General features: G+C 46.0%; 22 protein-coding genes. 4 read left to right on the forward strand and 18 right to left on the reverse strand.

Going from position 1 to position 26024, the window contains the following annotated elements; genetic code table 11:
- Positions 1 to 408 precede the first annotated feature (408 nt).
- From A6E01_RS17860 to A6E01_RS17880, 5 genes are all read right to left on the reverse strand, one after another.
- Positions 409 to 2157 (reverse strand): formate--tetrahydrofolate ligase, encoded by a 1749-nt coding sequence (locus A6E01_RS17860; protein ID WP_065210902.1) that lies wholly within the window; start codon positions 2155 to 2157, stop codon positions 409 to 411.
- Between the two features lie 158 nt (positions 2158 to 2315).
- Complete coding sequence (locus A6E01_RS17865) at positions 2316 to 2873, reverse strand: hypothetical protein (protein ID WP_065210903.1); 558 nt, start codon at positions 2871 to 2873, stop codon at positions 2316 to 2318.
- Positions 2874 to 3023: 150 nt separating this feature from the next.
- Positions 3024 to 4514, reverse strand: coding sequence for an L-fucose/L-arabinose isomerase family protein (locus A6E01_RS17870; protein WP_065210904.1), 1491 nt, complete (start codon positions 4512 to 4514; stop codon positions 3024 to 3026).
- Positions 4515 to 4526: 12 nt separating this feature from the next.
- Complete coding sequence (locus tag A6E01_RS17875) at positions 4527 to 5549, reverse strand: aldose epimerase family protein (RefSeq protein WP_017028472.1); 1023 nt, start codon at positions 5547 to 5549, stop codon at positions 4527 to 4529.
- A 166-nt stretch (positions 5550 to 5715) separates the two neighbouring features.
- Entirely contained in the window at positions 5716 to 7116 is a 1401-nt protein-coding gene (locus A6E01_RS17880) for a glycoside-pentoside-hexuronide (GPH):cation symporter (RefSeq protein ID WP_017028471.1), read from the reverse strand.
- A 553-nt stretch (positions 7117 to 7669) separates the two neighbouring features.
- Between A6E01_RS17880 and A6E01_RS17885 the strand changes: the two genes are divergently transcribed.
- A complete protein-coding gene (locus A6E01_RS17885; protein WP_017028470.1) occupies positions 7670 to 8029 on the forward strand; it encodes a glutaredoxin family protein in 360 nt (119 codons plus the stop codon).
- Positions 8030 to 8116: 87 nt separating this feature from the next.
- Here the strand turns inward: A6E01_RS17885 and A6E01_RS17890 are convergent, their stop codons facing one another.
- Together A6E01_RS17890 and A6E01_RS17895 are read right to left on the reverse strand one after the other, a co-directional pair.
- The gene (locus tag A6E01_RS17890; RefSeq protein ID WP_065210905.1) at positions 8117 to 8608 is read right to left on the reverse strand and encodes a hypothetical protein; all 492 of its coding nucleotides are present in this window, start codon (positions 8606 to 8608) and stop codon (positions 8117 to 8119) included.
- Between the two features lie 81 nt (positions 8609 to 8689).
- On the reverse strand, positions 8690 to 10660 hold the full coding sequence (locus A6E01_RS17895; RefSeq protein WP_017028468.1) for an alkyl sulfatase dimerization domain-containing protein: 1971 nt from the start codon (positions 10658 to 10660) through the stop codon (positions 8690 to 8692).
- Between the two features lie 177 nt (positions 10661 to 10837).
- On the opposite strand from A6E01_RS17895, the gene A6E01_RS17900 reads away from it, so the two are divergent.
- The gene (locus A6E01_RS17900) at positions 10838 to 11776 is read left to right on the forward strand and encodes a LysR family transcriptional regulator (protein WP_017028467.1); all 939 of its coding nucleotides are present in this window, start codon (positions 10838 to 10840) and stop codon (positions 11774 to 11776) included.
- 97 nt (positions 11777 to 11873) lie between these two features.
- Here A6E01_RS17900 and A6E01_RS17905 read toward each other — a convergent pair whose 3' ends face one another.
- Genes A6E01_RS17905 through aptA form a run of 3 tightly spaced genes read right to left on the reverse strand, consistent with a single transcriptional unit; the run spans position 11874 to position 15478 of the window.
- Positions 11874 to 12623 (reverse strand): type 1 glutamine amidotransferase, encoded by a 750-nt coding sequence (locus tag A6E01_RS17905; RefSeq protein WP_017031588.1) that lies wholly within the window; start codon positions 12621 to 12623, stop codon positions 11874 to 11876.
- Between the two features lie 7 nt (positions 12624 to 12630).
- Complete coding sequence (locus A6E01_RS17910; RefSeq protein WP_065210906.1) at positions 12631 to 14127, reverse strand: CoA-acylating methylmalonate-semialdehyde dehydrogenase; 1497 nt, start codon at positions 14125 to 14127, stop codon at positions 12631 to 12633.
- Positions 14128 to 14131: 4 nt separating this feature from the next.
- Positions 14132 to 15478, reverse strand: a complete 1347-nt coding sequence (gene aptA, locus A6E01_RS17915; protein ID WP_065210907.1) for an omega-aminotransferase AptA — start codon at positions 15476 to 15478, stop codon at positions 14132 to 14134.
- Positions 15479 to 15716: 238 nt separating this feature from the next.
- Between aptA and A6E01_RS17920 the strand changes: the two genes are divergently transcribed.
- Together A6E01_RS17920 and A6E01_RS17925 are read left to right on the forward strand one after the other, a co-directional pair.
- Complete coding sequence (locus tag A6E01_RS17920) at positions 15717 to 16265, forward strand: cupin domain-containing protein (protein WP_065210908.1); 549 nt, start codon at positions 15717 to 15719, stop codon at positions 16263 to 16265.
- Between the two features lie 16 nt (positions 16266 to 16281).
- Complete coding sequence (locus tag A6E01_RS17925) at positions 16282 to 17769, forward strand: aldehyde dehydrogenase (RefSeq protein ID WP_065210909.1); 1488 nt, start codon at positions 16282 to 16284, stop codon at positions 17767 to 17769.
- A gap of 43 nt (positions 17770 to 17812) precedes the next feature.
- On the opposite strand, the gene A6E01_RS17930 is transcribed toward A6E01_RS17925, so the two are convergent.
- From A6E01_RS17930 to A6E01_RS17965, 8 genes are all read right to left on the reverse strand, one after another.
- Entirely contained in the window at positions 17813 to 18235 is a 423-nt protein-coding gene (locus A6E01_RS17930) for an Hsp20/alpha crystallin family protein (RefSeq protein WP_017031593.1), read from the reverse strand.
- Between the two features lie 213 nt (positions 18236 to 18448).
- Entirely contained in the window at positions 18449 to 18991 is a 543-nt protein-coding gene (locus tag A6E01_RS17935) for a cupin domain-containing protein (RefSeq protein WP_017031594.1), read from the reverse strand.
- A 48-nt stretch (positions 18992 to 19039) separates the two neighbouring features.
- On the reverse strand, positions 19040 to 19882 hold the full coding sequence (locus A6E01_RS17940; RefSeq protein WP_017028460.1) for an ABC transporter permease subunit: 843 nt from the start codon (positions 19880 to 19882) through the stop codon (positions 19040 to 19042).
- Positions 19879 to 20796, reverse strand: coding sequence for a putrescine ABC transporter permease PotH (gene potH, locus A6E01_RS17945; protein WP_017028459.1), 918 nt, complete (start codon positions 20794 to 20796; stop codon positions 19879 to 19881). Before potH ends, A6E01_RS17940 begins: the two co-directional genes overlap by 4 nt.
- Positions 20793 to 21935 carry a putrescine ABC transporter ATP-binding subunit PotG gene (gene potG / locus A6E01_RS17950; RefSeq protein WP_017028458.1) on the reverse strand — a complete coding sequence of 381 codons (1143 nt, stop codon included), beginning with the start codon at positions 21933 to 21935 and terminating at the stop codon, positions 20793 to 20795. The genes potH and potG overlap by 4 nt, the downstream gene beginning before the upstream one ends.
- Before the next feature lie 56 nt (positions 21936 to 21991).
- The gene (locus A6E01_RS17955; protein WP_017243650.1) at positions 21992 to 23101 is read right to left on the reverse strand and encodes an extracellular solute-binding protein; all 1110 of its coding nucleotides are present in this window, start codon (positions 23099 to 23101) and stop codon (positions 21992 to 21994) included.
- A gap of 57 nt (positions 23102 to 23158) precedes the next feature.
- Entirely contained in the window at positions 23159 to 24523 is a 1365-nt protein-coding gene (locus tag A6E01_RS17960; RefSeq protein ID WP_017243651.1) for an aspartate aminotransferase family protein, read from the reverse strand.
- Positions 24524 to 24583: 60 nt separating this feature from the next.
- On the reverse strand, positions 24584 to 25915 hold the full coding sequence (locus tag A6E01_RS17965; RefSeq protein ID WP_017031597.1) for a glutamine synthetase family protein: 1332 nt from the start codon (positions 25913 to 25915) through the stop codon (positions 24584 to 24586).
- Positions 25916 to 26024 lie beyond the last annotated feature (109 nt).

Below are 26024 nucleotides of genomic sequence, written 5' to 3' on the forward strand. Positions count from 1 at the left end.
ATTGGGGAGAAGCTGTCAGCGATCAGCGATCAGCGATCAGCGATCAGCGATCAGCTTCAAGCTGCAAGTTTGCTTCTTGTATACCAGTCGAACTTTAGGGAATTCGTCATGCTCGAACGATTTTCTGGGCCAGCACTCTGGTCGAGCATCTGTTTCTAAAACAGGCCCCCGATAAAAAACTCTGGGACGACGCTATCGAAGGCACGTAAATGTCCTCTACAACCGTCGTTTCCGCATGTTGTTAGCAGGGATCTGGAGGGTGAATAGATCCTCGATAAAAGCACTCGAGGATGACGGGTTCAAAAAGTATTGAGTCTCCACAATCGTCATTCCCGCATGTTGTTAGCGGGAATCTGGTGGGCGAAGAGACCCCCGATAAAAGCATTCGGGGGTGACGTTACAAGGAGCTTAGCTCAGCCCAGTAATATTCCCATCTTCATCAATATCAAGATTCATGAAGGCTGGTTTGTCTGGTAGGCCTGGCATGGTCATTACGTTGCCGCATAGGGCGTAGATGAAGCCTGCGCCTGCGCATAGCTTTAGTTCGCGGATGGGTACGTCGAACTGGGTCGGAGCGCCTTTAATGTTGCCGTCGGTTGAGATCGACATTGGCGTCTTTGCCATACAGATAGCGAGGTTATCGAAGCCTAGAGATTTAAACTGCGCCAGTTGAGCTTTCGCTTTGTCGCTTAGGGTCACTGATGCTGCGCCATAGCCGACTTCCGTTACTGCCATGATCTTCTCTTCTAGCGTCTGAGACATCTGGTAAAGAGGTTTAAATTGAGCAGGTGTTTGGCACTGAGCAACCACCTTAGCAGCAAGCTCAGCGGCTCCTGCGCCGCCTTGTGCGAATGCTTCACATACAGCAACTTCAACAGAGTAAGGCAGAGCCTCAACCATTTGTTTTAGCTTTGCTAGTTCTTCTTCGCTGTCTTGCGGGAAGCGGTTGATAGCAACTACCGCCGGCACGCCGTACTTTACGACGTTCTCGATGTGCCATTTTAGGTTCGCAAAGCCCGCTTCAAGGGCTGCGCTGTCTTTGTCGAACATGCTGTCTGGGATCGGTTGACCTGGCTTTAGATTATAGAGACCAGAGTTGGCCTTCAAACCGCGAAGCGTTGCCACTACTACTGCGCAATCTGGCGCTTTACCAGAAGCCTGAGCCTTGATGTTACATGCCTTCTCAAAGCCCATGTCTGAGCCAAAGCCACCTTCAGTGACCGTGTAATCAGCAAGCTTAGTTGCGATGTTGTCAGCAATGATAGAAGAGTTGCCGTGTGCAATATTGGCAAAAGGCCCGGCATGAATAAGCGTTGGGATCCCCTCTAGGGTTTGCATCATGGTTGGCTCGATGGCCTCACGCATGCTGACTGTCATCGCGCCCGCGACACCTAAGTCTTCGGTGGTCACGGCTTTACCATCAAGGTTGTAACCGATAACGATATTACCAATGCGACGACGCAGGTCTTGCAGGTCACTGGCTAAGGCAAGTACAGCCATAAGCTCAGATGCTGCCGAGATATCAAAGCCATCTTCACGTTCATAACCGTTGATGGTTTTGCCTTCATCGTTCAAGCCTACGTTGATCTTGCGAAGCGCACGGTCGTTGTGGTCAATCACGCGCTTCCACACGATGCTTTGCGGGTCGATACGCAGTGCCGTTAAGCCCGAGCGTGCTTCAAAATCGTCGTAACCATTACGCTGCTCATGATAGATGCGCGCATCTATTGCCGCAGAAGCAAGGTTGTGAGCGGCAGTCACAGCGTGGATGTCACCTGTAAGGTGCAGGTTTAGCTCTTCCATTGGCGCAACTTGCGAGTAACCACCACCGGCAGCACCCCCTTTGACGCCAAATACTGGCCCCATAGAAGGCTGTCTGATACAGGCCATTACAGATTGACCTACCTTGAATAGGCCTTGTGCCAAGCCAATGGCGGTCACGGTTTTACCTTCACCAAGAGGGGTTGGCGTAATCGCAGTTACTACAACTAACTTACCGGTTTTCTTGCTTTCTAGACGCTTAAGCGCCTTAAGAGAAACCTTGGCTTTGTGTTGACCATGAGTTTGAATCTCATCAGCATGCAGACCTACAGCAGTAGCTACATCAGCAATAGGGCGTAATGGGGTAGAACGAGAGATTTCAATGTCCGACAGCATGGCTTCCTCAGGGAGATAAAAGAGACAATCTGATTTTGGCGGGGATAATAAAGAATTCTGACAATAAGTAAAGTGCAAACGTTTGCGCTGAATGAAAAACGAACATTTCAATTATGAAAGGGTCACTAACTGAAGCCTATACAGGCTATAAACCGCTTTTATTTGAATACTTTAGCTAGCCAGCCTCGAATTCCCTTATTGCCCCCAGCAAATTCTTTCAAAATGTTGCTTCCTTTATAGAAAGACTCATTCCATTCACAACGTAACTCGTCAGCCGAAACAGGGGTAAACGAAACCAGTAATAGACTCCCTTCGGTGGCGTAATCATTCGCCAGAGAGTAATCCATTTCTAGCTGCCCTTGAACAAACAGCCACAGGTGCATGGTGAGCCAAAACTCAATGATCAGTGGAGATTTAAACGCAGCTGCATGTTTATTCTCTAAAGACCCATCGATAACGCGTTGCATGGCCAGCAAGCTCTCTTGCTGGGCGTTCAACTGATGCAGTAGCTTTTCATGGTGCAGAGTAAACAAGCCCAATAGCAACTGAAGATCAGAATGTTGCGAATGTTTCAACTTGGAGCGCTCAAACAATGGCGAGAGCTTTTCACACAGTTGCTCAAGTTGCGACGAGTCCACGTTTACAGAAACGGAGTTTGTTGGAAGCTCAAAGCCAACGGCATGAACAGCGGTGAATAAAGCGTTAGGTGTTGTCATAGGGCCAAGGCGTTACGAGAAAAGGCTAACGATACCTCATCTCTTTCATTGTGCCTATGACATCAATGAAAATCGTATCGCCTCACAACTACTTTGAGTTGCCTGAATAGATGAAAGCCTGCACATGTGCAGGCTTTTGACTGAGGTTAGTTAGTTCAAGAACACACTCGGTATCTCATTCGGGTATCGCTCATAGCTTGGCTGGTTGTAATCAATATCTGATACACCAATCAAATCAAGTACCTGATAGAGTGTCTTACCTACATGACCAAAAGCGATCCCTGCATGGTGCGGGTAGCGTTTTTGAATAAGAACGTGGCGGTAGAAGCGCTGCATTTCTGGGATAGCGAATACCGCAATGGAGCCAAATGACTCTGGGTCAATGTCCAGAATGTCACCTTGAGCGACGTAGGAGCGAAGCTTAGTATCTGCCGTTGATTGAAGACGGAACAGTGTCACCTCTCCTGCTTTGATTTGCCCCTCTAGCGTACCGCGAGTAATATCTGGGTCTTGTCCAGGCTCCATCAAACTATGCATGATTTTCTGGAAGCGTAGTTGGGAATTCTTCATGCAGCTTGGTGCGGTATTACCACAGTGAAAGCCCATGAATAAGTCTTTGTCTGTGTACTCTCCCATCTTATCACCCGCTTTCTCAACCATATCCCTTGGTACGGTATTATTGATATCTAACAATGTGGCTGGGTGGTTGGTCGCACAAGTGATCATGTACTCCGACAAAGCACCATAGATATCCACTTCGCAGGCGACGGGTATGCCACGCTCTGCAAGGCGAGCATTGACGTAACAAGGCACAAAGCCAAAGAATTTTTCAAAGGATGGCCAACACTTGTTAGCAAAAATACCAAAATTAGAGGCACCTAGGTTTTCTTTATGGAAGGTCAGTAGTGCAACCTCATATTGAGCAAGTTTAGGAAGCAAATCAGGGTACGGATTGTTGTCGCCTAGCTCTTTCTCCATCTCTGCAACAATGCCTGGAATATCGGAATGACCTTCTGCGGCTTGGTATAGATCAAGCAGGTCTAACTCACTGTTTTCCATCACTTCTACACCAAGATCGAACAGGGCTTTTATAGGCGCGTTACACGCAACAAAGTCATGAGGACGCGGCCCAAAACTAAAGATTTTTAGCCCTTTAAGACCAAGAATAGTGCGAGAGACAGGAACAAAATCACCTATCATTGTTGCGACTTCTTCCGGGGTGCCCACTGGATATTCAGGAATATGAGGACGAATGTTGCGCAAGTTGGCACTGTATGAAGCGTTAAGCATTCCGCAGTATGCATCACCACGGTCATTGCTCAGACACGCAGTTGACTCTTCTGCAGCAGAAACAAACATTACAGGCCCGTCAAAGCGTTGCGCCATTTGAGTCAGCGGACCTTCGGGACCAAAGTTGCCAAGATAAATCACTAGCGAGTTAATCCCCTTGTCTTTGGCCTCTTCAAGCGCCAGCAACATATCATTTTCATTCTCGATGATGGTTTCTAACTGCACAATATCAATATCTTTTTGCTCGCAGTGTTGTACCACATTCTCTCTACGCTGCTTTGAAAGAGAAATAGGGAAACAGTCACGACTGACCGCAACAATACCCATTTTTACTTGAGGAATATTAATCATAATTGTCTCGATTTAATTTTTTGTAGTGAATACTTTATAAATAACATTGTGCTGATAGTGTCTATCTGGCCCATATATACATTCTTGTTTATTATCCATATTAATTTGATTTGGATAACACTGAGTTTCTAAACACAAGCCTGCATGTTTATTGTATATATTAGAGTCTCGACCAATTTCATTATTTAAGAAATTTCCGCTATAAAACTGCATGCCTATTTGATCTGTAGCGACCTGTAGTTCTATTCCAGAATTATTCTCAAATACTCTTGCAACGGGTTTGATTTCTGTTGAGTCAAAACACCAGCAATGATCATAGCCGCCCGCATTTTCTAGCTGCTCATTGGACTGAGATAGCCCCTCTCTAATAGCCATTCCCGTACGCAGATCAAACGGAGTATCCTCGACTGAAGCCTTAAACAGCGGGATAGCTAGCGCATCGACATGAAGGTAATCGTTGGCCTCAATCTGGATGAAATGGTCAAGTACATCCGCACTACTGCCTAGATTAAAGTAGGTGTGTTGCGTCATATTGATAGGTGTTAGTGCACGCGGGAACGCTTGATAGTTAATGCTAAGAGCATTGTCTTCAGACAAGTGGTACTCAACCTTAAACTCAATATCACAAGGGTAGCCTGCGTCACCACTCTCAACCATAGTGCTCAACCGTAAAGACGCACTGTTTACTATTTCAACATTCCAACGCTTCGCGCCAAGGCTCGCGGAAGCACCATGTAAATGATTAGTGCCTTCATTGCACTCAAGTTGATAGTCGTCTTCACCAATAGAGAAGTGGCCGTTGGCAATTCTGTTGGCCCATGGCCCAACAAGACAGCCCAAGTAGCACTTACCGTTCAAATATTGCTCTGGGGTATCGTAGCCAAGGACAATGTTTTTTCTATTGCCACTGATATCATTGGTATAAAAATTAACGATCAAACCACCAAGGTCTGAAATATCAATTTGTGTTCCTTTATTATTAACTAGAGAAAACAATTTATATTCCCCCCAATTGGATACCTTTACGTCTTTCATGTTAGAGTCCTAATAACAAGCTAATGAAGTTATTTTCTTCTATTAATAAGAGAGTTTCCATTATGTTTTTTAAAAACAAGATTGAGAAAAAATGTATTTGTGAACTCTGTTTAGGTAAAAAAATAGCCTCCAAGTAGGAGGCTATTTCAATTCTCAGTGATATCAGTTACTGGCTAAGTTGAACCTTCAATCCAGCCTCTGAAACCTCAACTTCTTGAGCCGGTTTCTTAGCGTCTAGCTCTAGAAGTGCTTTGATCTGTTTCAGCTTTTGTTGGTCAAGCTTATAAAACATCATAAACACAGCTAGAGAAGCAAACATCACTCCAGGAACCACAGTAAACAGTAGGTTTATGGAGTTGACTGCTTCTGCAGTTTGCACTTCAGCGCCACCTATATAACCTGACCATGCCAGTATCCAGCCAACTGCTGCTCCACCTAATGCAATACCAAGTTTGATAGCGAAGAGATTGGTAGAGAACACCATACCGCTTAGAGAGCGATTGCTGCGTGTTTTCTCGTAGTCGACCACATCGGACATCATGCTCCAAAGAATTGGTGTAGTCGCTGTTTGAACTAACGCTAGCACAATGGTGATAGCGAATATCATTGTCACGTTCGTTGGATCAACGGCGTACATCAGCATTGAAATAAAACCTGAGATGACAATTAATATGCGGTAAACCGTAGGTTTGTTGTATTTGCCAAACAGTGGTGACGATAACATCGCGCCAGCAATAGCAGCTAGCATTCCTGCAACCATAAACATGGTTGCTAGGTCGCCACGCCCCATCACCGTGTTTACGTAATACATAGTCGTCGCGCCTTTTAGCACCGCCCCCGTAAGCAACACGATATTTACGATAAACAGTACCCGCCATTGGTCATTCGCTAGAAGTAGCTTCAAATCTTCCCAAACAGATTGCTTTTCTTCCACTTCAGGCACGTGACGCTCTTTAGTATTCGCAAAGCTGACGAAAAATAGTGCAATCGCGATTGCCCCCATGATTGCCATTGCACCAAGATAACCTTTTTGTAAATCACCATCACCAATCACTCCTACCAAAGGTAGCGCAACCATTGCAACCACAAGACCACCAGCAGTGCTTAGAGCGAAACGATAAGACTGTAGTGATGTGCGCTCTTCTGAATCATTAGACAAGGCATTGGCCATAGCACAATAAGGAACGTTGATCGCCGTATACATAAGAGTTAGAAAGATGTACGACGCGTATGCATAGACAATCTTGCCCGTTTCGCCGAAGTTGGGTGTGTAGAAGGCGAACATGCACGCAATGCCAAATGGCACGGCCATCCACAACAAATACGGACGATAGCGACCATGCTTTGATTTAGTTCGATCAACAATTGAGCCCATAAGCGGATCAGTTACAGCATCAATGAAGCGAACTAAAAGGAACATTGTGCCCATGTGTGCAGGAGAAAGCCCATAAACATCGGTATAAAAATAGGCGAGGAAAAGCATCACTGTTTGCCAAACGAAATTACAGCCGGTATCACCTAAGCCGTAGGCAACCTTCTCTCTTACGGACAGCTTGATCGTATTCATTATTATTCTCCGGGTACAAATTAGTTGCCTGTTATTCTTATCCTTATGATTCCATTGTTCATTTGCCCAAACTAGCAAAGGGTTTATGTTATTTGATTAGTGTGAGCAACTTCAGAATTCCACAACAACGCCCAGAAAATACTTCTTTAAAATCATAGCATTAAGACCAAGTTCCGCACGAAAGACCAAAAAGTGACAGAGTTGAGGGCTAATACACATTTAGAAGATTTACCCGCTAAGAAATGAAAAATAACAATTGATCCTTACGCAAACAGGTCATCAAAAAATTCAAATTTCACGCAAATTCATCAACAAATAAACCTTAAATAACTGAGGTGTAACCTAGTGTTCACAAGCCTTGTTATGCCGTTAAGCAGGATATTGCCTCATTTTATAGGGTTCACCACTCCATATCACTGCACAAAAAATCTCCGACTGTTTGTCAATGCTGTGCTTCAGTTGGCAGCAAGAGTGCAAGCAAATTGACTCTAGAAGGGATTTAATAGAGCATTGAGACTTATTCTCAAAACCAATGAATTAGAAAAAGGTCACCATGAAATTTATCAGGATTGTTCTAGGAAAGATTATCTTGTTGCTCAACTTTATCTTCACGCCACGCGGAGTCAAAAGGTCTGAAGAAGCACAGCAAGCAGCCGATGCAAAAGCCAATGATTTAACCCTTTATCAATTTGATGCTTGCCCGTTTTGCGTGAAGGTGCGTCGCGAAATGAAGCGTCAATCCGTCAATGTTGCGCTTAAAGACGCAAAGGGTGACGAAGCCGCACGTGAGGAGCTGTTATCTGGTGGAGGCAGAGTTAAGGTGCCATGTCTTAAGATCACACAGCAAGGCACAGAGACCTGGATGTATGAATCAAAAGACATTGTGGCTTACTTACAAAAAGAGTTTGCTTAACATTGATACTCTGAGCGTTCGAGTCAACTTTAAAGAGATCCGGCATCGAGCGCTCTATTAAGCCTTTCATGCACAATGTTCCTAGCTTTACCCTTGAAACATCGTTGTAAACCAAACATCTAGCGCACGTTGCTTATGCTCAGGGCCGTTAATATGTACTAAGCCCATGTGCTTAGCCTCATCCCAAGAGAGAGTGCCCGTAGCAAGAGCATCCAGTACGTCCAGTTCTGTCACCAGCATGACCTCTGCTTGCGTTGGCAAGATGTCCTTCCCTGTCACTTGAACACTAGGTTCCAACTTTACGTCGCTGTAGTGACCCTTGATCGCCTCAAATAGCGTGAAATCCACCTTATTGGCATAGGGCTTCTCAATGGATGATTTAAAGCTGAACAAGCGAAAGTGATCAGGCTTATTGGCGTTATTGAGCTCACCAGATTGGCGCACCTCAATCACACTCGCAAACACATCAAGAGAGCCTTGTTCAATTGTCATATTGAAGCCCGCACTTTGATGAAGCCCACACGCAAATGTAGTAGCAGAACAAATACACAAAGCGACCACTGTACCGAGTTTTAGCATGTTACCTTCCTCAAGCAAAAGGGACCCTGAGGTCCCCTTATCGTTGCATAGGAGTTACATCTGTTGTTATCGAAGTAGGAGTTAGCGAACAATCAACATGATGTCTTGTGGTGCCATTGGCTTATCAAAGTAGCTCATGAACTGACCAAAGCCTTGGATATCACCATTAGCAAACGTAAACTCACCGCTTTGCATCTTTTGTCCCATCACTTGCTGGGCATTGGCACCGGCCATTAGGACGTCATTTAGGGTGGCTCGAGTGGTATTGATCTCTACGTCCGCATTCTCTAGCGCTACTTCATGCAGCTGTGCAATACCTTGACGAATCTCGATAGTGAAAGACTCATCGGTATCAGAGAAGTTGTATACCAGCGTCATGTTCACATCTAGGGTATTCTCAGCAATCAGTGTCGACGTCATCATGTCGAAGATCTGCTTGCTAGGAAGAGCGGTAAGCACATCAACAGAAGCAAAGCTAATCATGTTAGAGAAGTCACGGGTACCTTCCAGCTCAGCAGCAGCGTTAAGTGCCCAGTTACGCCAGTTAATGTTCACTTGATCTGCAGCCCACGCTTTATACGCTTTCGCTTTAAGCTTACGAGCTTCCATATCATCTTTGTTCACTGTGATTGGGTAAGACAGGATCTCAGCGGCAAAGGTGTAGTTTTCCGCTTCAATGGCTGCATTTGCGGTGTTAATGATGTTGTCGCGACCGCCCATGATCTCAATGAAGGCTTTAGCGCGCTGCTCATACGCCATTGGCTCTAGCTGCCACGGGTCACCCTCGAAGAAGCCGTTATAGCCGACATAGATCTGACGCACAGCGTGTGCCACCGTGCCGTAGTGCTCACCTAACCAAGGGTGCTCAGCAAGGTGCTTAGGCAGTTTAACTACCTCAACCAACTCATCAGGAGTCATACCCTTGTTCATATAGCGAATAGTTTGGTCGTGCGTGTATTGAATCGCATCACGGTACGCTGTTAATACGTTCGCTACCGCTTCTTTTCCTTCAACAGGACGGCCGTGAGAGTTGATCATCACTTCAGTATCAAACTGACGCATGATGTCGATACCCTTGAACCACATTGATGGGTCGCGGAATTTCGTGCCACGAATGGTATGCAGGTTCGGGAAGTTTTCGCCCTGTAACACCTCTGCTGCGTGCAGGATCTTTTGCTCTGGCAGGTAAACGACAACTTCATCTTTGGTTTCAGAAGGAACGTTGACGATTTCTAGTTTCACGCCGGCAATCGTGGTTTCAATCTTGTCTTTGAATACCACGTTTGGCTCGATGAACGAGATATCACCCTGCATAAAACGAGGACCAAGACCATCATTCACTGTACCGTGCTCGCCTTCTTCAACGTGCTTAGCGCCCGTGTATGAAGTGCGGTGACCAAACAGTGTGCCTAGGTTTGAAGACCAGTTTGCAACCGCTGCAGTTAGCCCCTCTTGAGCAATGATCTGTACTTCACCAGATGCTACTTCTTCATCATTGGTCCAAGCACGAACGCCTGAGATATGGTCGATGTGGTTGTGCGAGTAAACAATCGCTTTCACTGGCTTATCGGTGATCTTACGGAACTGCTCTTTGGCCGCTTGCGCCATTTGCACAGACTCGCCTGGATCGACAATGATGATGCCGTCGTCACCCTCAATCATCACAGGAGTATCAAGGCCAAATCCGTAGGCGAGATACACATTGTGATCTACTTGAATGACTGCTTGATCCATCTTACGGCCATGCTTGGTCAAGATTGGATGAACATAATCTGATTCTTTTGTATAAGCTAGAGTATCGCCAGTGGTAGACAACACCTTGATGCGCTCGCCCTTACCCCAGAATAGGTTTGATTTGTGCTCAAATAGCACGCCGTCGTTGTAGCGCGCATCCATATCAACATTCTGATACTGATCTGCGTTGTTAGTTTGAAGTTCTTGACCTGTTTTTGAGGTCGCTTCTACAACGGGTGTGCTTGCTAGGGCATTAGATGCAAAAAGCACAGTTGCTATCGCAGCAGGTAGGGACATTTTTCGAAATGTGTTTGTCATAGGGAGTAATACCTAACTCTATTTTTTAAAATCGAATTTTCGAGGAACTCTCTGAGAACTCTCAGAGGACTCGTTTAAAATGATATTAGGGCTTAGTTACAATCGAATAAATGATGAGTTTCGATATCAATATATCGTAATTACGATATTATTAGTGGTGATATAGAGAGATTTATTATGCAAAACGATATCCCAAACTTTAATTTGCTGGCTGTATTTGCGGCTGTCATAGAGCAAGGTAGCTTGAGTAAGGCGGCTGAACAACTCAATACCAACCAGTCGACGGTGAGTACGGCAATGGCTCGTCTATCAAAGCAGTTGGGGCAAGAGCTGTATTTGCGTAAAGGAAGAGGCATTGAGCCCACCAGCTATGCAAAGAATCTTTATAAGCAAGTACAAGAGCCCATCAGCCAGCTCAACCAGGTCTTCCAATCTCTGGGCTCATTTGATCCTGCGACCGCTAAGCGCCAATTTGTTATAACCGCGCCAGAGCATCTGCAATGGGTGTTAATGAATCGATTTGCCAAAACCACGCCAGCAGATATCACTTTGGAAGTGTTTGATCAGCCTTCAGATGAAAGCAAGATGTACGATGACTTGATGAGTCAGAAGGTTGACCTGTTGATAGATATCTTGCCGCCAAAGCAAGCCAGCATTCGAAGTACAAAACTACTGGAGAACAGCTTTGTGGTGGTATGCAGCCAAGACCATCCTCGCATACAAGGGACGCTGACAGCGGAGCTCTTCATGCAAGAAAAGCACGCCCTACTAGAGAGAAAAAGAAACAGCCTGTATAGCCTCACCCACTACACCAGTATCGACTTATCCAAACGAAACGTGGCCTATCACGGACGCACCCTGTTCAGTAACTTGATGCTCTGTAGCCAAACCGACTGCCTGAGTGTTGTGCCCTTATCACTGGCACTGCAATTCAAAGACAGACTGCAACTACAGGTATTCACCCCACCGTTTGAGCACACCGCTATGAGTACCTATCTGATCTGGCCAAAGCGACTTGATAATGACCCTGCGCATATATGGCTCAGAGATACGATTTTTTCAATATCGAAGAAGATTCAGGTGTACTTGGATAGATATAACCTTGAACACGATTAAGCGACAGATGTGAGACTCGATAGTTAGAAAAAAACGCCAAATTAGATAATTTGGCGTTTAGTTTTGTGCTTAGAAAGTATTTATTCGAAGATCTATTCTACAAAATCTCCATTGGATTCGTTCGATGCTCAATGGCTTTATCATGCTTAGCCATTACAAAGAAATTGTCTATCCAATGTAATATCAATGCCGAATCCTGTGGCTGACCCAGTTCTATAAAGGCTTGTTGGTAATACTGCGGCGTAATCAAGTGTTTGCGTTTCACCACTAATTTTTCAGTAAAGCTAACGCCAAACTCAGGATGCCCCTGTACGGTTAACACATGGTTGTCTTTCACCAACATAAAGTTAGGGCAGAATTCATTACTTGCAATCACTTTGACGCCGCGAGGTACCGTTGTCACCTGATCTTGGTGACTCACAAGCAGTCGGACGCTATCAACGGATAAGTTCATCCATTTTTTCTGAGCGGTGACTTTCACCTCATAGCTTCCCAGGCCCCAGCCTTTATCTGACTTTTGCACCGTGCCACCTAAGGCACGAGCAATCAATTGATGGCCGAAACATATGCCAACAAGGGGACGCCTGAGCACTTCACAGCGAATGACCCAATCAACGAGTTGTAGAATCCAGGGATGATCATCGTACGCATTGTTCACGCTACCAGTAATAATAAACCCATGGCATTCATCGTGATGAGGCAGCTCTCCCTTGGTTGCGTCATAGTTCTGAAATGTGAACTCATTGTTGACCTCGTAAAGCGAAGCCTCAATCATGTCCGCATACTGCCCATGGTCATCCGACAATGGTGAGTCAACATGACCGCACGTTAATATCCCTATCTTCATTGTTCACCTACTTCATTGTTGGCATTACAAATTCACTTTCTCGTTGTCCTTTCGGCCAGCGGGCAGTAACTGTCTTCATTCGGGTGTAGAAGCGAACCCCATCATTGCCGTGGACATTTAAAGGGCCAAATATTGAACGCTTCCAACCCCCAAAGCTGTGGAATGCCATTGGCACTGGGATAGGTACGTTTACCCCTACCATACCAATTTCAACTTTCTCCGAGAAATCACGGGCCGTATCACCATCACGGGTATAGATAGCGGTACCATTACCAAACTCATGCTGATTAATTAGCTGAAGCGCCTCTTGGTAATCTTTAGCGCGAACAACGCACAACACAGGGCCGAATATTTCTTCGTTGTAAATCGTCATATCAGAGGTAACGTTGTCAAAAAGAGTGCCCCCAACAAAATACCCAGGCGCAGAGGCATTAATATCACGGCCATCTACAACCAAAGTGGCTCCTTGGTCCACACCGGTTTGAATATACTCTTTCACCTTGTTCATGTGCGGTTCACTGACAAGTGGCCCCATTTCATTTTCTGGGGAAACGCCAAGACCTGGGCCAACGCGCAGGGTTTGGACTTTCTCTTTCAGCGAGGCAACCAAACGGTCTGCTGTTTCATCACCTACTGCTACCGCAACCGAAATCGCCATACAGCGTTCACCAGCAGCGCCATAAGCGGCTCCCATAAGGGCGTTTGTGGCTCCTTCGAGATCGGCATCTGGCATCACCACTAAGTGATTTTTTGCGCCGCCCAGTGCTTGTACGCGTTTTCCATTAGCACTGCCTTTGCTGTATATCGCCTCGGCAATCGGCGTCGAGCCAACGAAGCTGACTGCGGCAACATCGGGTGCCTCCAAAAGGGCATCAACCACTTCTTTGTCGCCCTGAATGACATTAAATACGCCATCGGGGAGGCCTGCTTGCTTCAACATATCCGCTAGCATCAAGGACACACTTGGGTCTTTTTCTGAAGGTTTGAGAATAAAGCTGTTACCACAAGCCAGTGACACCGGAATCATCCAAAGTGGCACCATCACAGGGAAGTTGAACGGCGTAATACCAACGCACACCCCTACAGGCTGCATCACGGAGTAACTGTCAATCTCACGACCAACATTCAGCGAATGTTCTCCTTTCAGAAGGTGCGGGATCCCACAGGCAAACTCCACCACTTCTAAACCTCGGGTTAATTCGCCCAAAGCATCACTGTGCACTTTACCGTGCTCTGTGGAAATCAAGGTGGCCAACTCATCGGCATTTTCCTCAAGCAAAGCTTTAAAACGAAACATCACACGTGCACGCTGTAGCGGTGGCGTATCTTGCCATGCTTGTTGTGCCTGTTTTGCTACATCGACAGCCGCTAATGCCTCTTCGGCGCTAGATAACTGTACCTGTCCTCGAAGTTCACCATTGGCAGGGTCAAACAAGTCAGCGGTTAGCCCGCTGTTACTTGCTACCGTTTGTCCGTTAATAAAATTGGATACCAAAACTGACATAGGCTTATTCCTTGTAATCAATATTTTGTAAAACGTCTGCTATCAGAGTAAACAGATCGTCGATATGCTGTTTCTCGATAATAAGCGGAGGTGACAGCGCGATTATGTCGCCCGTCACTCGAATGAGTGCGCCTTTTTCAAAGCACTTAGTGAAGACTTGGAACGCTCGTGAACCGGGTTTACCGGCTATCCCTTCAAGCTCAATGCCGGCAATCAAACCGTAGTTACGCAGATCTTTTACGTGAGGTAGACCTTTTAAGCTATGCACGGCTTGTTCCCAGTAATCGGCAAGATCGGCCGCTCGGGTATAGAGGTTTTCATTGCGATAAATATTAAGAGTTGCCAGTCCCGCCGCCGCTGCCACTGGGTGCCCAGAATAGGTATAGCCATGAAAGAGCTCTATAGCTTGACTGTCTGGCGCAACCATCGCTTGGTGAATTTCATCACTCACAAAGACCGCCCCCATTGGTATCGCGCCGTTGGTCAGCCCCTTCGCTGAGGTAATAATATCGGGCTTAACATCAAACTCTTGCGCGGCAAAAGGGCTACCGATACGACCAAATCCGGTAATTACCTCATCAAAGATCAGCAGAATGCCGTGTTGTGTGCAGATTTCTCGCAGACGCTTTAGGTAACCTTTGGGTGGCAGAATAACGCCGGTAGAGCCTGCAATAGGTTCAACGATAACCGCAGCAATGTTACTGGCATCATGCAAAGTGACTATATTGTTAAGGCTTTCAGCCCACCCAGGATCGTAATCGGGTAAGCCTTTACTGAATCCGCTGTTTTCAATGCTTAGCGTATGTGGGAGATGGTCAACGCCAGTTAATAAGCTTCCAAATGCCTTTCTGTTATTAACAATGCCACCTACCGATATGCCGCCAAACCCGACACCGTGGTAGCCACGCTCTCGACCAATAAGACGAGTACGAGTACCTTGCCCAATGCACCTTTGATACGCCAGCGCGATTTTTAATGCCGTATCGACCGACTCTGAACCAGAGTTAGTAAAAAACACCTTAGATAGACCTGAAGGGGCAATTTCCGCTAAAGACTCAGCGAACTCGAACGGTAGTGGGTGTCCCATTTGGAATGTCGGCGCAAAATCAAGGGTGTGGATTTGATTAGCCACCGCCTCGCTAATTTCTCGTCGACCATGACCGGCATTACAACACCACAATCCAGCCGTACCATCGAGGATCTTGCGTTTATCTTCAGATGTGTAATACATCCCTTCAGCAGACACTAGCATCCGTGGCGAAGCCTTAAACTGCGAATTAGCAGTAAACGGCATCCAGAACGCATCCATATTTGCTGAATCATTCGTATCTTGCTTGTTTATCCCTTGCATTGTGCACTCCAACTAAGCATGTTGAATTAACATCGTTTCTTTTACTAAACACAGCAAAACACTCAAACCTCAATATGTAAATGCAATGTTATTAAATAATGAACAAAATTGACTATAGAACGTTTTATTTAGCTGTTCAATGATTGAATTATAAACACTTGCTGGTTTTTTGTGTTTAGTGAGCTAGGATTGTGTTTAGTTTACTAATCACAACAAGCAGAGTTGGAGATTGTGCCCAATGGATACGGAAATAGGACCACGATTTAAAACCTTGAGAGAACAAGCCGGTCTATCGCAACGTGAGCTGGCCAAGAGAGCCGGTGTCACCAATGGCTTTATCTCACAAATAGAAAGCAATGCGGTTAGCCCTTCTGTTGCGTCACTGAGTAAGTTACTCAGTAAGATCCCCTCATCCATGGCGGACTTTTTTGCCATCGATGAGCCAATGCCAGAGCAGTTCTTTACGCGTAAAGAAGAACAACCCGAAATTGGAAGAGGCAAGATCAGCTATCGCCAAGTCGGGCATTACCACGAAGGTAGGCATATTGGCATGCTAAGAGAGACGCTAGCACCCGACGCAGATACCGGTGAAGAGATGTTGAATCATGAAGGACAAGAGTGCGGTGTCATCGTGGAAGGCGAACTAGAGCTTACCGTTGATAATGAGGTAGCTGTGCTGCGCAAAGGTGATAGCTACTACTTTGACAGCATGCGAGCGCACCGATTTAGAAATACCACAAACTACGATTGCGTTATCGTCAGCGCAAATTCACCTGCCAGTTTTTAAGGAAGAAGGTAAATTTATGGATACTATTACTTGGCATGCTAAGGCCGAAGCCCTTAGTTTTCGTACTCAAGCATTTATTAACGGAGAATTTGTTAACTCCGTTTCTGGGGATACGTTTGAAGTCATTAACCCAGCTACCGGGCGTCTACTCGCTCACGTTGCCCGTTGTGATGAGGCGGATGTTAACCTTGCAGTCGACGCTGCTCGCAATGCATTTGAAAGCCGAGTTTGGAGTGGTTTAGCTCCTGCCGACCGTAAAGAGGTTCTCCTTAACTACGCTAAGCTCATTGACGAACACAAGGAAGAATTTGCCTTATTAGAGTCCTTAGACATGGGTAAACCCATTTCAGACGCTATGGGCTATGATGCCCCTGCAACCGCTCGCTGCATTCAATGGAACGCAGAAGCTATCGATAAAGTCTACGACGAAGTCGCACCTGTCACCGAGGGCGCATTGGCGCTGGTGACTCGAGAAGCCTTGGGCGTGGTTGCCGCTATTGTGCCTTGGAACTTCCCGACCGTCATGGCGTCATGGAAGATTGGGCCAGCCCTTGCCACTGGCAATTCAGTGATAGTAAAACCTTCGGAAAAATCCCCTCTTACCGCCATTTTGCTGGCAGACTTGGCTAAGCAGGCGGGCATTCCAGATGGCGTATTTCAAGTTCTTCCAGGCTTTGGTCATGAGGCAGGGCAAGCACTTGCTCTGCACAATGATGTTGACTGCATTACCTTTACCGGCTCAACCGCTGTAGGTAAAAAGCTTCTCAGTTTCGCGGGTGAATCAAACCTTAAGCGTGCATTCATGGAGTGTGGCGGGAAAAGCCCTCATATCATCCATCATGACGTTAAGGATATAGAGAAAGCGGCCGCTACAGCGGCTTCAGCCATTTGTTATAACCAAGGTGAAGTCTGTACAGCGGGGTCTCGGTTACTGGTTCACTCTTCCATCAAAGATGAGTTCATCGAACTGGTTAAAAAACAGATGGCCAATTGGCAACCTGCGGATCCCCTTGAAAGCGACACTCGTGTAGGAGCCATTGTTGATGCTGCTCAGTATGAGCGAGTCTTAAACTACATCAATATCGGACAGTCTGAAGGGGCTACATTGGCATTTGGTGGCACTACCGCAATGAACCACACAGACGGCTTCTTTATTCAACCCGCTTTATTTACCAACGTCACTCCCGAGATGCGCATTTATAAAGAGGAAATTTTCGGCCCTGTTTTGTGTGTCACTAGCTTTGATTCAATAGATGAGGCCATAGCGCTCGCCAATGACAGTGAGTACGGATTGGCTGCGGGTATATGGACTTCGGATATGTCTACCGCTATTAAGTGCTCACGCGCTTTACGAGCAGGAACCGTCTTTGTGAACAACTGGGATGGCGGTGATATGACAATGCCATTTGGCGGCTATAAGCAAAGTGGTAATGGTCGAGATAAGTCACTGCATGCCTTGCACAAGTACACTGAGGTTAAATCAACTTGGATAGAGTTGGACTAACAATAAAGGCCTAGCATGAGCTAGGCCTTTTCATTTACACGTATTAGCTGATCTCTATTTCTCTTGGCGTTGGCGCAGACGGCTCAATTTTAGGAACCACTACAACCAAAACACCATCGGTGAATTCAGCATAAATATCACTCGTGTTCACATTGTTGCTTAAGGTAAAACTGCGTACCATTTTACCTTGGTAGCGCTCCTTGTGAATGTACTTTTCTTGTTGAGTGTCTTTACGTGACTCTATGGTGACCGCAGAAATGGTTAACATCCCCTTTTCACACGACACCGAAATGTTGTCTTTGTCGACACCCGGTAAATCAGCGATGATTTCAAACGCAGTCTCTTTTTCCATCACATCAACATTTGGAGAAAACTGCCAATGATTCCACCGAGGGTGAAAAGTAGGTACCGCATTATCAAACAGTCTCCCGAAATCAGACCAGGCGTCTCTTGGTAGCAAGCTCATAATCACCTCCAACCTTGTCTAGATACCCAATATAAGTTTAGTTCTATTGGTGGGGTGTATTTAAACATTCTCGGTCAAAGTTGATCACTATCAAACTACACAAAGAGGTAAGCAATTGCCGATGAGACCACCTCAGCGTAAAAAGAGTGAGTAATACCAATCACAGTGAGGTAGTGATCAGCCTAGCTGGTTATTTAGTACGATTGGTATTATCTAGAAGGTAGGCGGCGTCGCAGCACTGATTAATTCACACTCGACCTTGCCTCTATTGCGAAATCGGTGCGGCTTACGTGTTTCAAAGTAGTAAGAGTCGCCCGCTTTCAACACACGAGTGTGACTACCCACGGTGATTTCAATTTCACCACGAATGATAACCCCACCCTCTTCACCATCATGCTCAATAAAGTCTGTACCGGTATCTGAACCTGGAGGATAGATCTCTCTGAGCACGGCTAATTGCCGTCCTTCGCGCTTTGCTCCAACCAGCAGCATTTTTATTTTGCCATCGCCAAGATCAGCCATCTGTTCGGCGGTAAAGAAAATATCGTCTTTCGGTTCTACGTCTAACGTAAAAAACTCCCCCATCGAAATAGGTATAGCATCGAGGATCTTCTTCAATGATCCAACCGAGGGGTTCACTAGGTTCTGCTCTATCTGGGAAATCATGGAGTTGGTGACACCACTTCGCTTTGCGAGCTCCCGTTGGGACATTCCTCGCATAGTACGAATTGTTTTTAGTTGTTTCCCTACATCCATGTTTTTCTCCCAGAAAGAACCAAGTACCGAGCAGCCTGAAGGCAGTTTCTATTGCTGACTCATCTTCATCTCAAGCAGCCTGCGCTTCTCGGCTTTTGCCATCACCCACCAAGCGATAAAGGTGGCACAGGAGACCGCTAAAATAGTTAACGTTGCCAACGCATTGATTTTTGGGCTGACTCCTAAACGTACACTAGAGAATACCACCATTGGCAATGTTGTTGCGCTCGGACCAGAGACAAAACTGGCAATAACCAAGTCATCGAGAGACAAAGTAAAGGCCAGAAGCCAACCGGCAAGGATCGCGGGAGCAATCGACGGGAGGGTAATTTGGAAGAAGACTTTCCATGGTGGCGCGCCCAAATCCATTGCGGCTTCTTCAACTGAACGGTCCACCTCTTGCAATCGGGAACTGACGACAACCGTCACATAAGCGGTACAGAAAGTGACGTGCGCAATCCAGATGGTCAACATTCCTCGTTGACTGAATAGGTCAAACACTTGCCCCATGGCGATAAACAGCAGCAATAAAGAAAGACCGGTAATTACCTCTGGCATCACCAGCGGAGCCGTGATCATAAACGCAAAGCCTGTCTCACCTCTGAATTTACCAAAACGACTCACCACAAAGGCAGCAATGGTGCCAAGCACGACAGCGGCACTGGCCGATAAGAAGCCAATGATCAAGCTCAGCTTTACCCCGCCCATCAGCAGATCGTCTTCTAATAATTCAAAATACCATTTGAATGAGAAGCCCGACCAAACCGTTACCAGACGGTTTTCATTAAATGAGAAAATAATCAGAATAAAAATTGGCAAATATAGGAAGGTGAAACCTGCCGCAAGAATTGCCCATTTTAGCTTACTTTTGTAGACCGGAATGTCGTTCATCCTTGCGCCTCCAGTTCACGTTTTTGATAGCGATGGAACCATAAAATAGGCAACATCAGAATGAGTAACATCACAATTGCTACTGCCGATGCAACGGGCCAGTCCCTATTATTAAAGAACTCTTGCCACAACACCTTGCCGATTAATACCGTATCAGGTCCACCGAGTAATTCAGGGATAACAAATTCACCCACTGCGGGAATAAACACCAGCATTGAGCCCGCGATAATTCCCGCTCTCGTTAGCGGCACGAGAATAGTAAAAAGTGTGGTGATAGGTTTAGCACCCAGATCGCTGGCCGCTTCTAACAAAGAATAATCAACGCGCATTAAAGCGGTGTAAAGCGGTAACACCATAAACGGCAGATAGGTATAAATGATACCGATATACACAGCGGTATCGGTGTGGAGTATTTTTAGTGGCTCATCGATCGCACCTGCAGCCAGCAGCACATTATTCAGCAATCCATTATTTTTGAGAATGCCTATCCAAGCGTAAACACGTATTAAGAAACTGGTCCATGAGGGCAGAATTATCAGCATCAAAAGCACATTACGCGTTGATGGTTTTGAGTGCACAATCGCCCATGCAATGGGAAACCCGATAATCAGGCACAGTACAGTCGAGACCAGTGCGATTCGAATTGACTGCAAATACGAAGACACATAAAGATCATCTTCAATAAGGTATTGGTAGCTTCCTACATTCAGCAGCAATTGTAGTTGTTGTTCGGCGTAACTTATTAGCTCTGAATAAGGAGGAATAGAGATTTGGGCTTCAGCAAAACTGATCTTGAAGACAATTAAGAATGGCAACAAGAAAAACAGGAGTAGCCAACCATAAGGGATCGCAAGGAGTAAGCATTTGGGCGTTGGTATAACACGCCAAAGATTGAGTTTGGCTCGTTTCTTCATAATTTTAACACCACGCAGCTGTCCATATCCCAGCAAAGGTTGACTCGCTGCTCCCATGTGGGCATGCCTTTTCTCACACGGCTGGTATTTTGCAATGTCGCTGTGACCAGTTTACCCGAGTCCAATCGCACATGATAAATGGACTGATTGCCCATATACGCAATATCTTCCACCACCCCACTGCACGAATTCGTTGCGTGACGAGTGTGCTCACAAAGAGTCATTTTTTCTGGTCGAACGGCAATCATCACAGGAATACCGGGTGCACCTGAGATGCCGTGATTAATAGTGATAGCGTTTGGTAGGTCAGTCGTTCTTACGGTCGATTTATCGCTAAGGTTGGTTTCTAAAACACCCTCGAAGATATTAACCGAACCGATAAATTTAGCGGAGAATTTGGAGTTAGGGTGCTCGTAGATAGCTTCCGGCGAACCGATTTGAACAAACTGCCCTTTATTCATGATTGCGATTCGACTGGCCATTGTCATCGCTTCTTCTTGGTCGTGAGTCACCATCACACAGGTCACACCAACACTTTCCAAGATATCGACCACTTCAAGCTGCATTTTTTCACGAAGGTTCTTATCAAGCGCGCCCATAGGTTCGTCTAACAGTAAGAGTTTCGGCTTCTTAGCTAGGCTTCGAGCTAGCGCTACGCGCTGTTTTTGACCACCCGATAGCTGGTGTGGCTTACGCTTGGCGAAATCAGTCATTCGAACCAGTTCAAGCATATGCTTGACCGTATTCGCTCTTTCCTGACTAGGCATTCCGTCTTGCTCTAGGCCGTATGCGATATTCTTTTCAACCGTCATATGCGGGAACAAAGCATAAGATTGAAACATCATATTTACAGGACGTTTATAGGGTGGAATTTCTGCCAAATCCTGTCCATCTAGAATAATTTGCCCGGCACTTGGTTGCTCAAATCCGGCGAGCATTCTCAATAAAGTCGACTTTCCGCAACCCGATGCGCCAAGTAACGCAAACAGCTCCCCTTGATTGATGGTTAAATCAATATTATCTACCGCAGGATAGCCGTCGAATTCCTTGGTTAAACCTCGAATCTCTAAAAGTGGCTTTGGCGGTACAGGTGCAACATGTTCATGGTTGAGTTTGGTATCGAGTGACATCAATGTCATGGTAATCTCCAAGCAAAAATGGCGACTCAAAGAGAGTCGCCAACATAGGTATTGATTTAGTTCTTAAGGAAGTCCGTCCAAGCACGGGTCATAGCACGAGATGTTTTATGCGGTAACATCTTGGAGCTATACAATTTTGCTTGCGCTTCTTCCGTTGGATAAATGCCTGGATCATTCAAGATATCAGCGTCAATAAACTCACGCGATGGCGGGTTAGGATTCGCATACCAAACGTAGTTACTCACTTCTGCAATGACTTCAGGGCGAAGTAGATAGTTAATGAACAAGTGTGCGTTTTGCGGGTGCTTCGCTTCTTTTGGAATGGCCATCAGGTCAAACCAAGCAAGAGCGCCCTCTTTTGGAATTGAATACGCGACTTCTACGCCATTATCCGCTTCTGCTGCTCGGTCAGCCGCTTGCAATACGTCACCAGACCAGCCGATAGCGACACAGATATCGCCATTGGCAAGATCGTTAATGTACTGCGATGAATGGAAGTAAGTGACATAAGGACGAACCTCTTTCAGTAGCGCTAACGCATCTTTTTTGTAGTCGTTAGGATCGGCACTGTTTGGATCTTTGCCTATGTAATTCAAGGCAGCCGCCATAATTTCCGTTGGGGCATTTAAGAAACCCACGCCACATTTAGACAGCTTCTCCATGTTCTCTGGCTTGAATACTAGATCCCAGCTATCTACGGGAGCGTCAGCACCCAAAACTTCTGTGACTTTCTCAACGTTATAGCCAATACCGGTTGTACCCCAAAGGTAAGGAACAGAATAGGCGTTATCTGGGTCAACGGTTTCGGCCAAGATCCCCATCAATTTAGGGTCTAAGTTTTTGTAATTTGTCAGCTGAGATTTATCTAGCTTTTGGAACGCGCCGGCTTTCGCTTGGCGTCCTAGAAAGTCATTACTTGGTACCACCAAGTCAAACCCAGTGTTTCCTGACAAAATTTTCGCTTCTAACACTTCATTCGAGTCAAAAACATCGTAAACCACCTTAATGCCTGTCTCTTCTTCAAACTTTTTGATCGTATCTTCCGCGATATAATCAGACCAGTTGTAGATGTTGAGCACCTTTTCCTCAGCAGCATAGGATGTTATAGAGCTAAGTCCTATCGTCATCCCTAACGCGACACTAAAGTATGCTTTAATTTTCTCCATTTGGATCTCCGTTCCTGTTTGCTCTTGTTTAATACCTTTGGGTATAACTCTCGTCGGCTACTGCGAAACGTCGGCGAGTGTGTTATCTAACGCAATCTTTGCTTTTTCAATAAATTCATCGATTTCATCACGAGTGATGATCAGTGGTGGCGAACAAATCATGGTGTCGCCAACGGCGCGAAGTACCACTCCCGCAGAGAAGCAGTGTTCACGACATCGTGTTCCAACATCGAGATCCTTGTGATAGCGCTCATTTGTTGCCTTATCTTTTACTAGCTCAATGGCTCCCACTAAGCCTTTCGTTCTGGCTTCGGCGACCATTGGGTGATCCAGTAACTCACCCCAACGAGAAGCAAAATATGGAGCAATGTCTTCACGAACTCGACTCACAATATTGTGTTTTTGCATCTCTTTGATGTTGGCAATGGCAACGGCGCATGCTGCAGGATGACCTGAATAGGTAAAACCATGAGCAAACTCGGTATCGGCATCAGTGAGAACCTTAGCAACATGCTCCCTAACCATGACGCCACCCAGTGGCAGGTAACCTGAGGTAATACCTTTGGCCATGCACATTAAATCCGGCTTGATGTCGAACGTTTGGCTCGCAAACCACTCTCCCGTTCGGCCAAAGCCACAGATGACTTCATCGACAATAAGCAAGATTTCATACTTATCACAGATGCGCTGAATCTCAGGCCAGTAACTGTCTGGGGGAATAATCACCCCACCCGCACCTTGGATAGGCTCGGCAATAAAGGCAGCAACATTGTCTTCGCCGACTTCCAAGATCTTGGCTTCCAGTTGCTGAGCACGCTCTAAACCAAATTCATTGGCATCAACACCTTGCCCTTCACCAAAGTGATACGGCTGATCAATATGAACGATATTTGGAAGTGGCAACCCTCCCTGAGCATGCATAAACGCCATGCCACCAAGGCTCGCGCCCGCCATTGTGCTGCCGTGATAAGCGTTGTTACGGCTGATAATGGTTTGCTTGTTAGGTTTGCCCAAGCTTGCCCAGTAATGACGAACCATACGCACAACCGTGTCGTTACACTCCGAGCCAGACCCCGTAAAGAACACATGATTCATTCCTTCAGGAGCCACTTCAGCAAGCAGCGTTGACAACTCTACCGCCGGTGGATGCGTGGTTTGGAAAAACAAATTGTAGTAAGGCAACTCCTGAAGCTGCTTTGTTGCCGCGTCGATAAGCGGTTGGCAGTTGTACCCCATATTTACGCACCACAATCCCGCCATCCCATCTAGGATTTTGTTACCGTCTTCGTCGTAGATATAGATACCTTCAGCTCGAGTAATTACTCGTGAGCCTTTGTCATTGAGTGCTTTAAAGTTGGTAAATGGGTGCAAGCAATGCGCACTATCTTGTTCAATCCATTTAGACCCAGTTTGTTGTGACATAACTTAATTCCATTTCTCGTGGTATTAACGGGTGTGCTTTTCTCTATAGCGTTACCTGTGTTAAACGTTCAATAGTAAGAACTCTCTTTCCCAAGAGCTGATGACTTGGAAGTAGGTTCGGTATTCCTTACGCTTGATTGCCACGTAAGCCGACACGAATCGATCGCCCAATATCTCTCTCAATTCGTCACAGTTTTCTAACAATCCCAGAGCATCTTCCAGATTGTGCGGAAGTGAATACGGCTCAGTGGTCATGTCACCGGTACTTTTCTCTGTTGGTGTCAGTTTTTCTTTCATGCCCAAGTAGCCACAAGCTAGCGTCAGCGCCATCGCTAAATATGGGTTGGCATCGGCTCCCGCATAGCGGTTTTCAAGTCGACGAGCTTCTTTATCAGAATTTGGCACACGTAATCCAACCGTGCGATTGTCTTCTCCCCACGCCACGTTAGTCGGTGCGGAATCACCAAAGACTAAACGACGGTAGGAGTTCACATTAGGAGCAAAGAAGGCGATAGCGGCGGGGGTATATTTCTGCATTCCGGCGATATAATTCAGGAAGAGCTCACTGTTACTGCCATCCGCATTTGAAAATAGGTTCTTACCGTTTTTATCCACCAAGCTTTGATGGATATGCATTGAACTGCCCGGCTCATCTTCCATGGGTTTTGCCATAAAGGTGGCATAAACATCATGGCGCAACGCCGCTTCACGCATCGTACGCTTAAATAAGAACACCTGATCGACGCGATCTAAAGGCTCGCCATGGTCAAAGTTCAGCTCCATTTGAGCTGCACCAGATTCGTGAACTAAGGTATCCACGTCTAGCTCTTGCGCTTCACAGTAGTCGTACATATCTTCGAAGATAGGATCAAACTCGTTTACTGCATCAATACTAAACGACTGACGCGCCGTTTCTGGTCGGCCATTACGGCCAATTGGCGGCTCTAATGGGTAGTCCCAATCAAGGTTTTTCTTTACTAGGAAAAACTCTAACTCTGGCGCCACTATTGGCTGCCAACCTTGTTTCTCATAGAGACTTAATACTCTGCGCAGGACAGCGCGAGGGGAAATATCAACGGGATCGCCATCTGCGGTATAGCAATCATGAATCACCTGTGCGGTTGGCTCTTTCGTCCAGGGTACAAAACGTATGGTATTTTGGTCTGGCTCCAGAGTCATATCCTTCTCGGTCAGATCAATCATACTTTCATCATCTGGCCAATCACCGGTTACGGTCTGGAAAAAAACCACTTCGGGAAGACGCATTCCCCCTTCTCGAAGAAATTTTTTCGCAGGCATGATTTTGCCACGAGCGTTGCCTGTAATGTCTGGGATCAGACACTCAACTTCAGTAATACGGTTCTTTTCTATCCATTCCCTAATCGTTTCCATAAATCCTTCTTTTCGTTATTTCTCAACGAATTTATCGATAAGCTCTATTTAGAATTGACAGTAAACTGTACGATTGTCAAACAAATATGTTAATTATTACGTTACTTTT

It is taken from the genome of Vibrio breoganii (genome assembly GCF_001677275.1).
Classification (GTDB): Bacteria; Pseudomonadota; Gammaproteobacteria; order Enterobacterales; family Vibrionaceae; genus Vibrio; species Vibrio breoganii.

Bases quoted from the DNA above. Each gene is read 5' to 3' on its own strand.
- A6E01_RS17935 (WP_017031594.1), bottom strand. From the start codon at position 18,991: ATGGATGTAGGGAAACAACTAAAAACAATTCGTACTATGCGAGGAATG.
- A6E01_RS17920 (WP_065210908.1), top strand. From the start codon at position 15,717: ATGGATACGGAAATAGGACCACGATTTAAAACCTTGAGAGAACAAGCC.
- aptA (WP_065210907.1), bottom strand. From the start codon at position 15,478: ATGCAAGGGATAAACAAGCAAGATACGAATGATTCAGCAAATATGGAT.
- A6E01_RS17890 (WP_065210905.1), bottom strand. From the start codon at position 8,608: ATGCTAAAACTCGGTACAGTGGTCGCTTTGTGTATTTGTTCTGCTACT.
- A6E01_RS17895 (WP_017028468.1), bottom strand. From the start codon at position 10,660: ATGACAAACACATTTCGAAAAATGTCCCTACCTGCTGCGATAGCAACT.
- A6E01_RS17875 (WP_017028472.1), bottom strand. From the start codon at position 5,549: ATGAAAGACGTAAAGGTATCCAATTGGGGGGAATATAAATTGTTTTCT.
- A6E01_RS17885 (WP_017028470.1), top strand. From the start codon at position 7,670: ATGAAATTTATCAGGATTGTTCTAGGAAAGATTATCTTGTTGCTCAAC.
- A6E01_RS17965 (WP_017031597.1), bottom strand. From the start codon at position 25,915: ATGGAAACGATTAGGGAATGGATAGAAAAGAACCGTATTACTGAAGTT.
- A6E01_RS17870 (WP_065210904.1), bottom strand. From the start codon at position 4,514: ATGATTAATATTCCTCAAGTAAAAATGGGTATTGTTGCGGTCAGTCGT.
- A6E01_RS17940 (WP_017028460.1), bottom strand. From the start codon at position 19,882: ATGAACGACATTCCGGTCTACAAAAGTAAGCTAAAATGGGCAATTCTT.
- A6E01_RS17925 (WP_065210909.1), top strand. From the start codon at position 16,282: ATGGATACTATTACTTGGCATGCTAAGGCCGAAGCCCTTAGTTTTCGT.
- A6E01_RS17880 (WP_017028471.1), bottom strand. From the start codon at position 7,116: ATGAATACGATCAAGCTGTCCGTAAGAGAGAAGGTTGCCTACGGCTTA.
- A6E01_RS17930 (WP_017031593.1), bottom strand. From the start codon at position 18,235: ATGAGCTTGCTACCAAGAGACGCCTGGTCTGATTTCGGGAGACTGTTT.
- A6E01_RS17910 (WP_065210906.1), bottom strand. From the start codon at position 14,127: ATGTCAGTTTTGGTATCCAATTTTATTAACGGACAAACGGTAGCAAGT.
- potH (WP_017028459.1), bottom strand. From the start codon at position 20,796: ATGAAGAAACGAGCCAAACTCAATCTTTGGCGTGTTATACCAACGCCC.
- A6E01_RS17960 (WP_017243651.1), bottom strand. From the start codon at position 24,523: ATGTCACAACAAACTGGGTCTAAATGGATTGAACAAGATAGTGCGCAT.
- A6E01_RS17900 (WP_017028467.1), top strand. From the start codon at position 10,838: ATGCAAAACGATATCCCAAACTTTAATTTGCTGGCTGTATTTGCGGCT.
- A6E01_RS17865 (WP_065210903.1), bottom strand. From the start codon at position 2,873: ATGACAACACCTAACGCTTTATTCACCGCTGTTCATGCCGTTGGCTTT.
- A6E01_RS17955 (WP_017243650.1), bottom strand. From the start codon at position 23,101: ATGGAGAAAATTAAAGCATACTTTAGTGTCGCGTTAGGGATGACGATA.
- A6E01_RS17860 (WP_065210902.1), bottom strand. From the start codon at position 2,157: ATGCTGTCGGACATTGAAATCTCTCGTTCTACCCCATTACGCCCTATT.
- potG (WP_017028458.1), bottom strand. From the start codon at position 21,935: ATGACATTGATGTCACTCGATACCAAACTCAACCATGAACATGTTGCA.
- A6E01_RS17905 (WP_017031588.1), bottom strand. From the start codon at position 12,623: ATGAAGATAGGGATATTAACGTGCGGTCATGTTGACTCACCATTGTCG.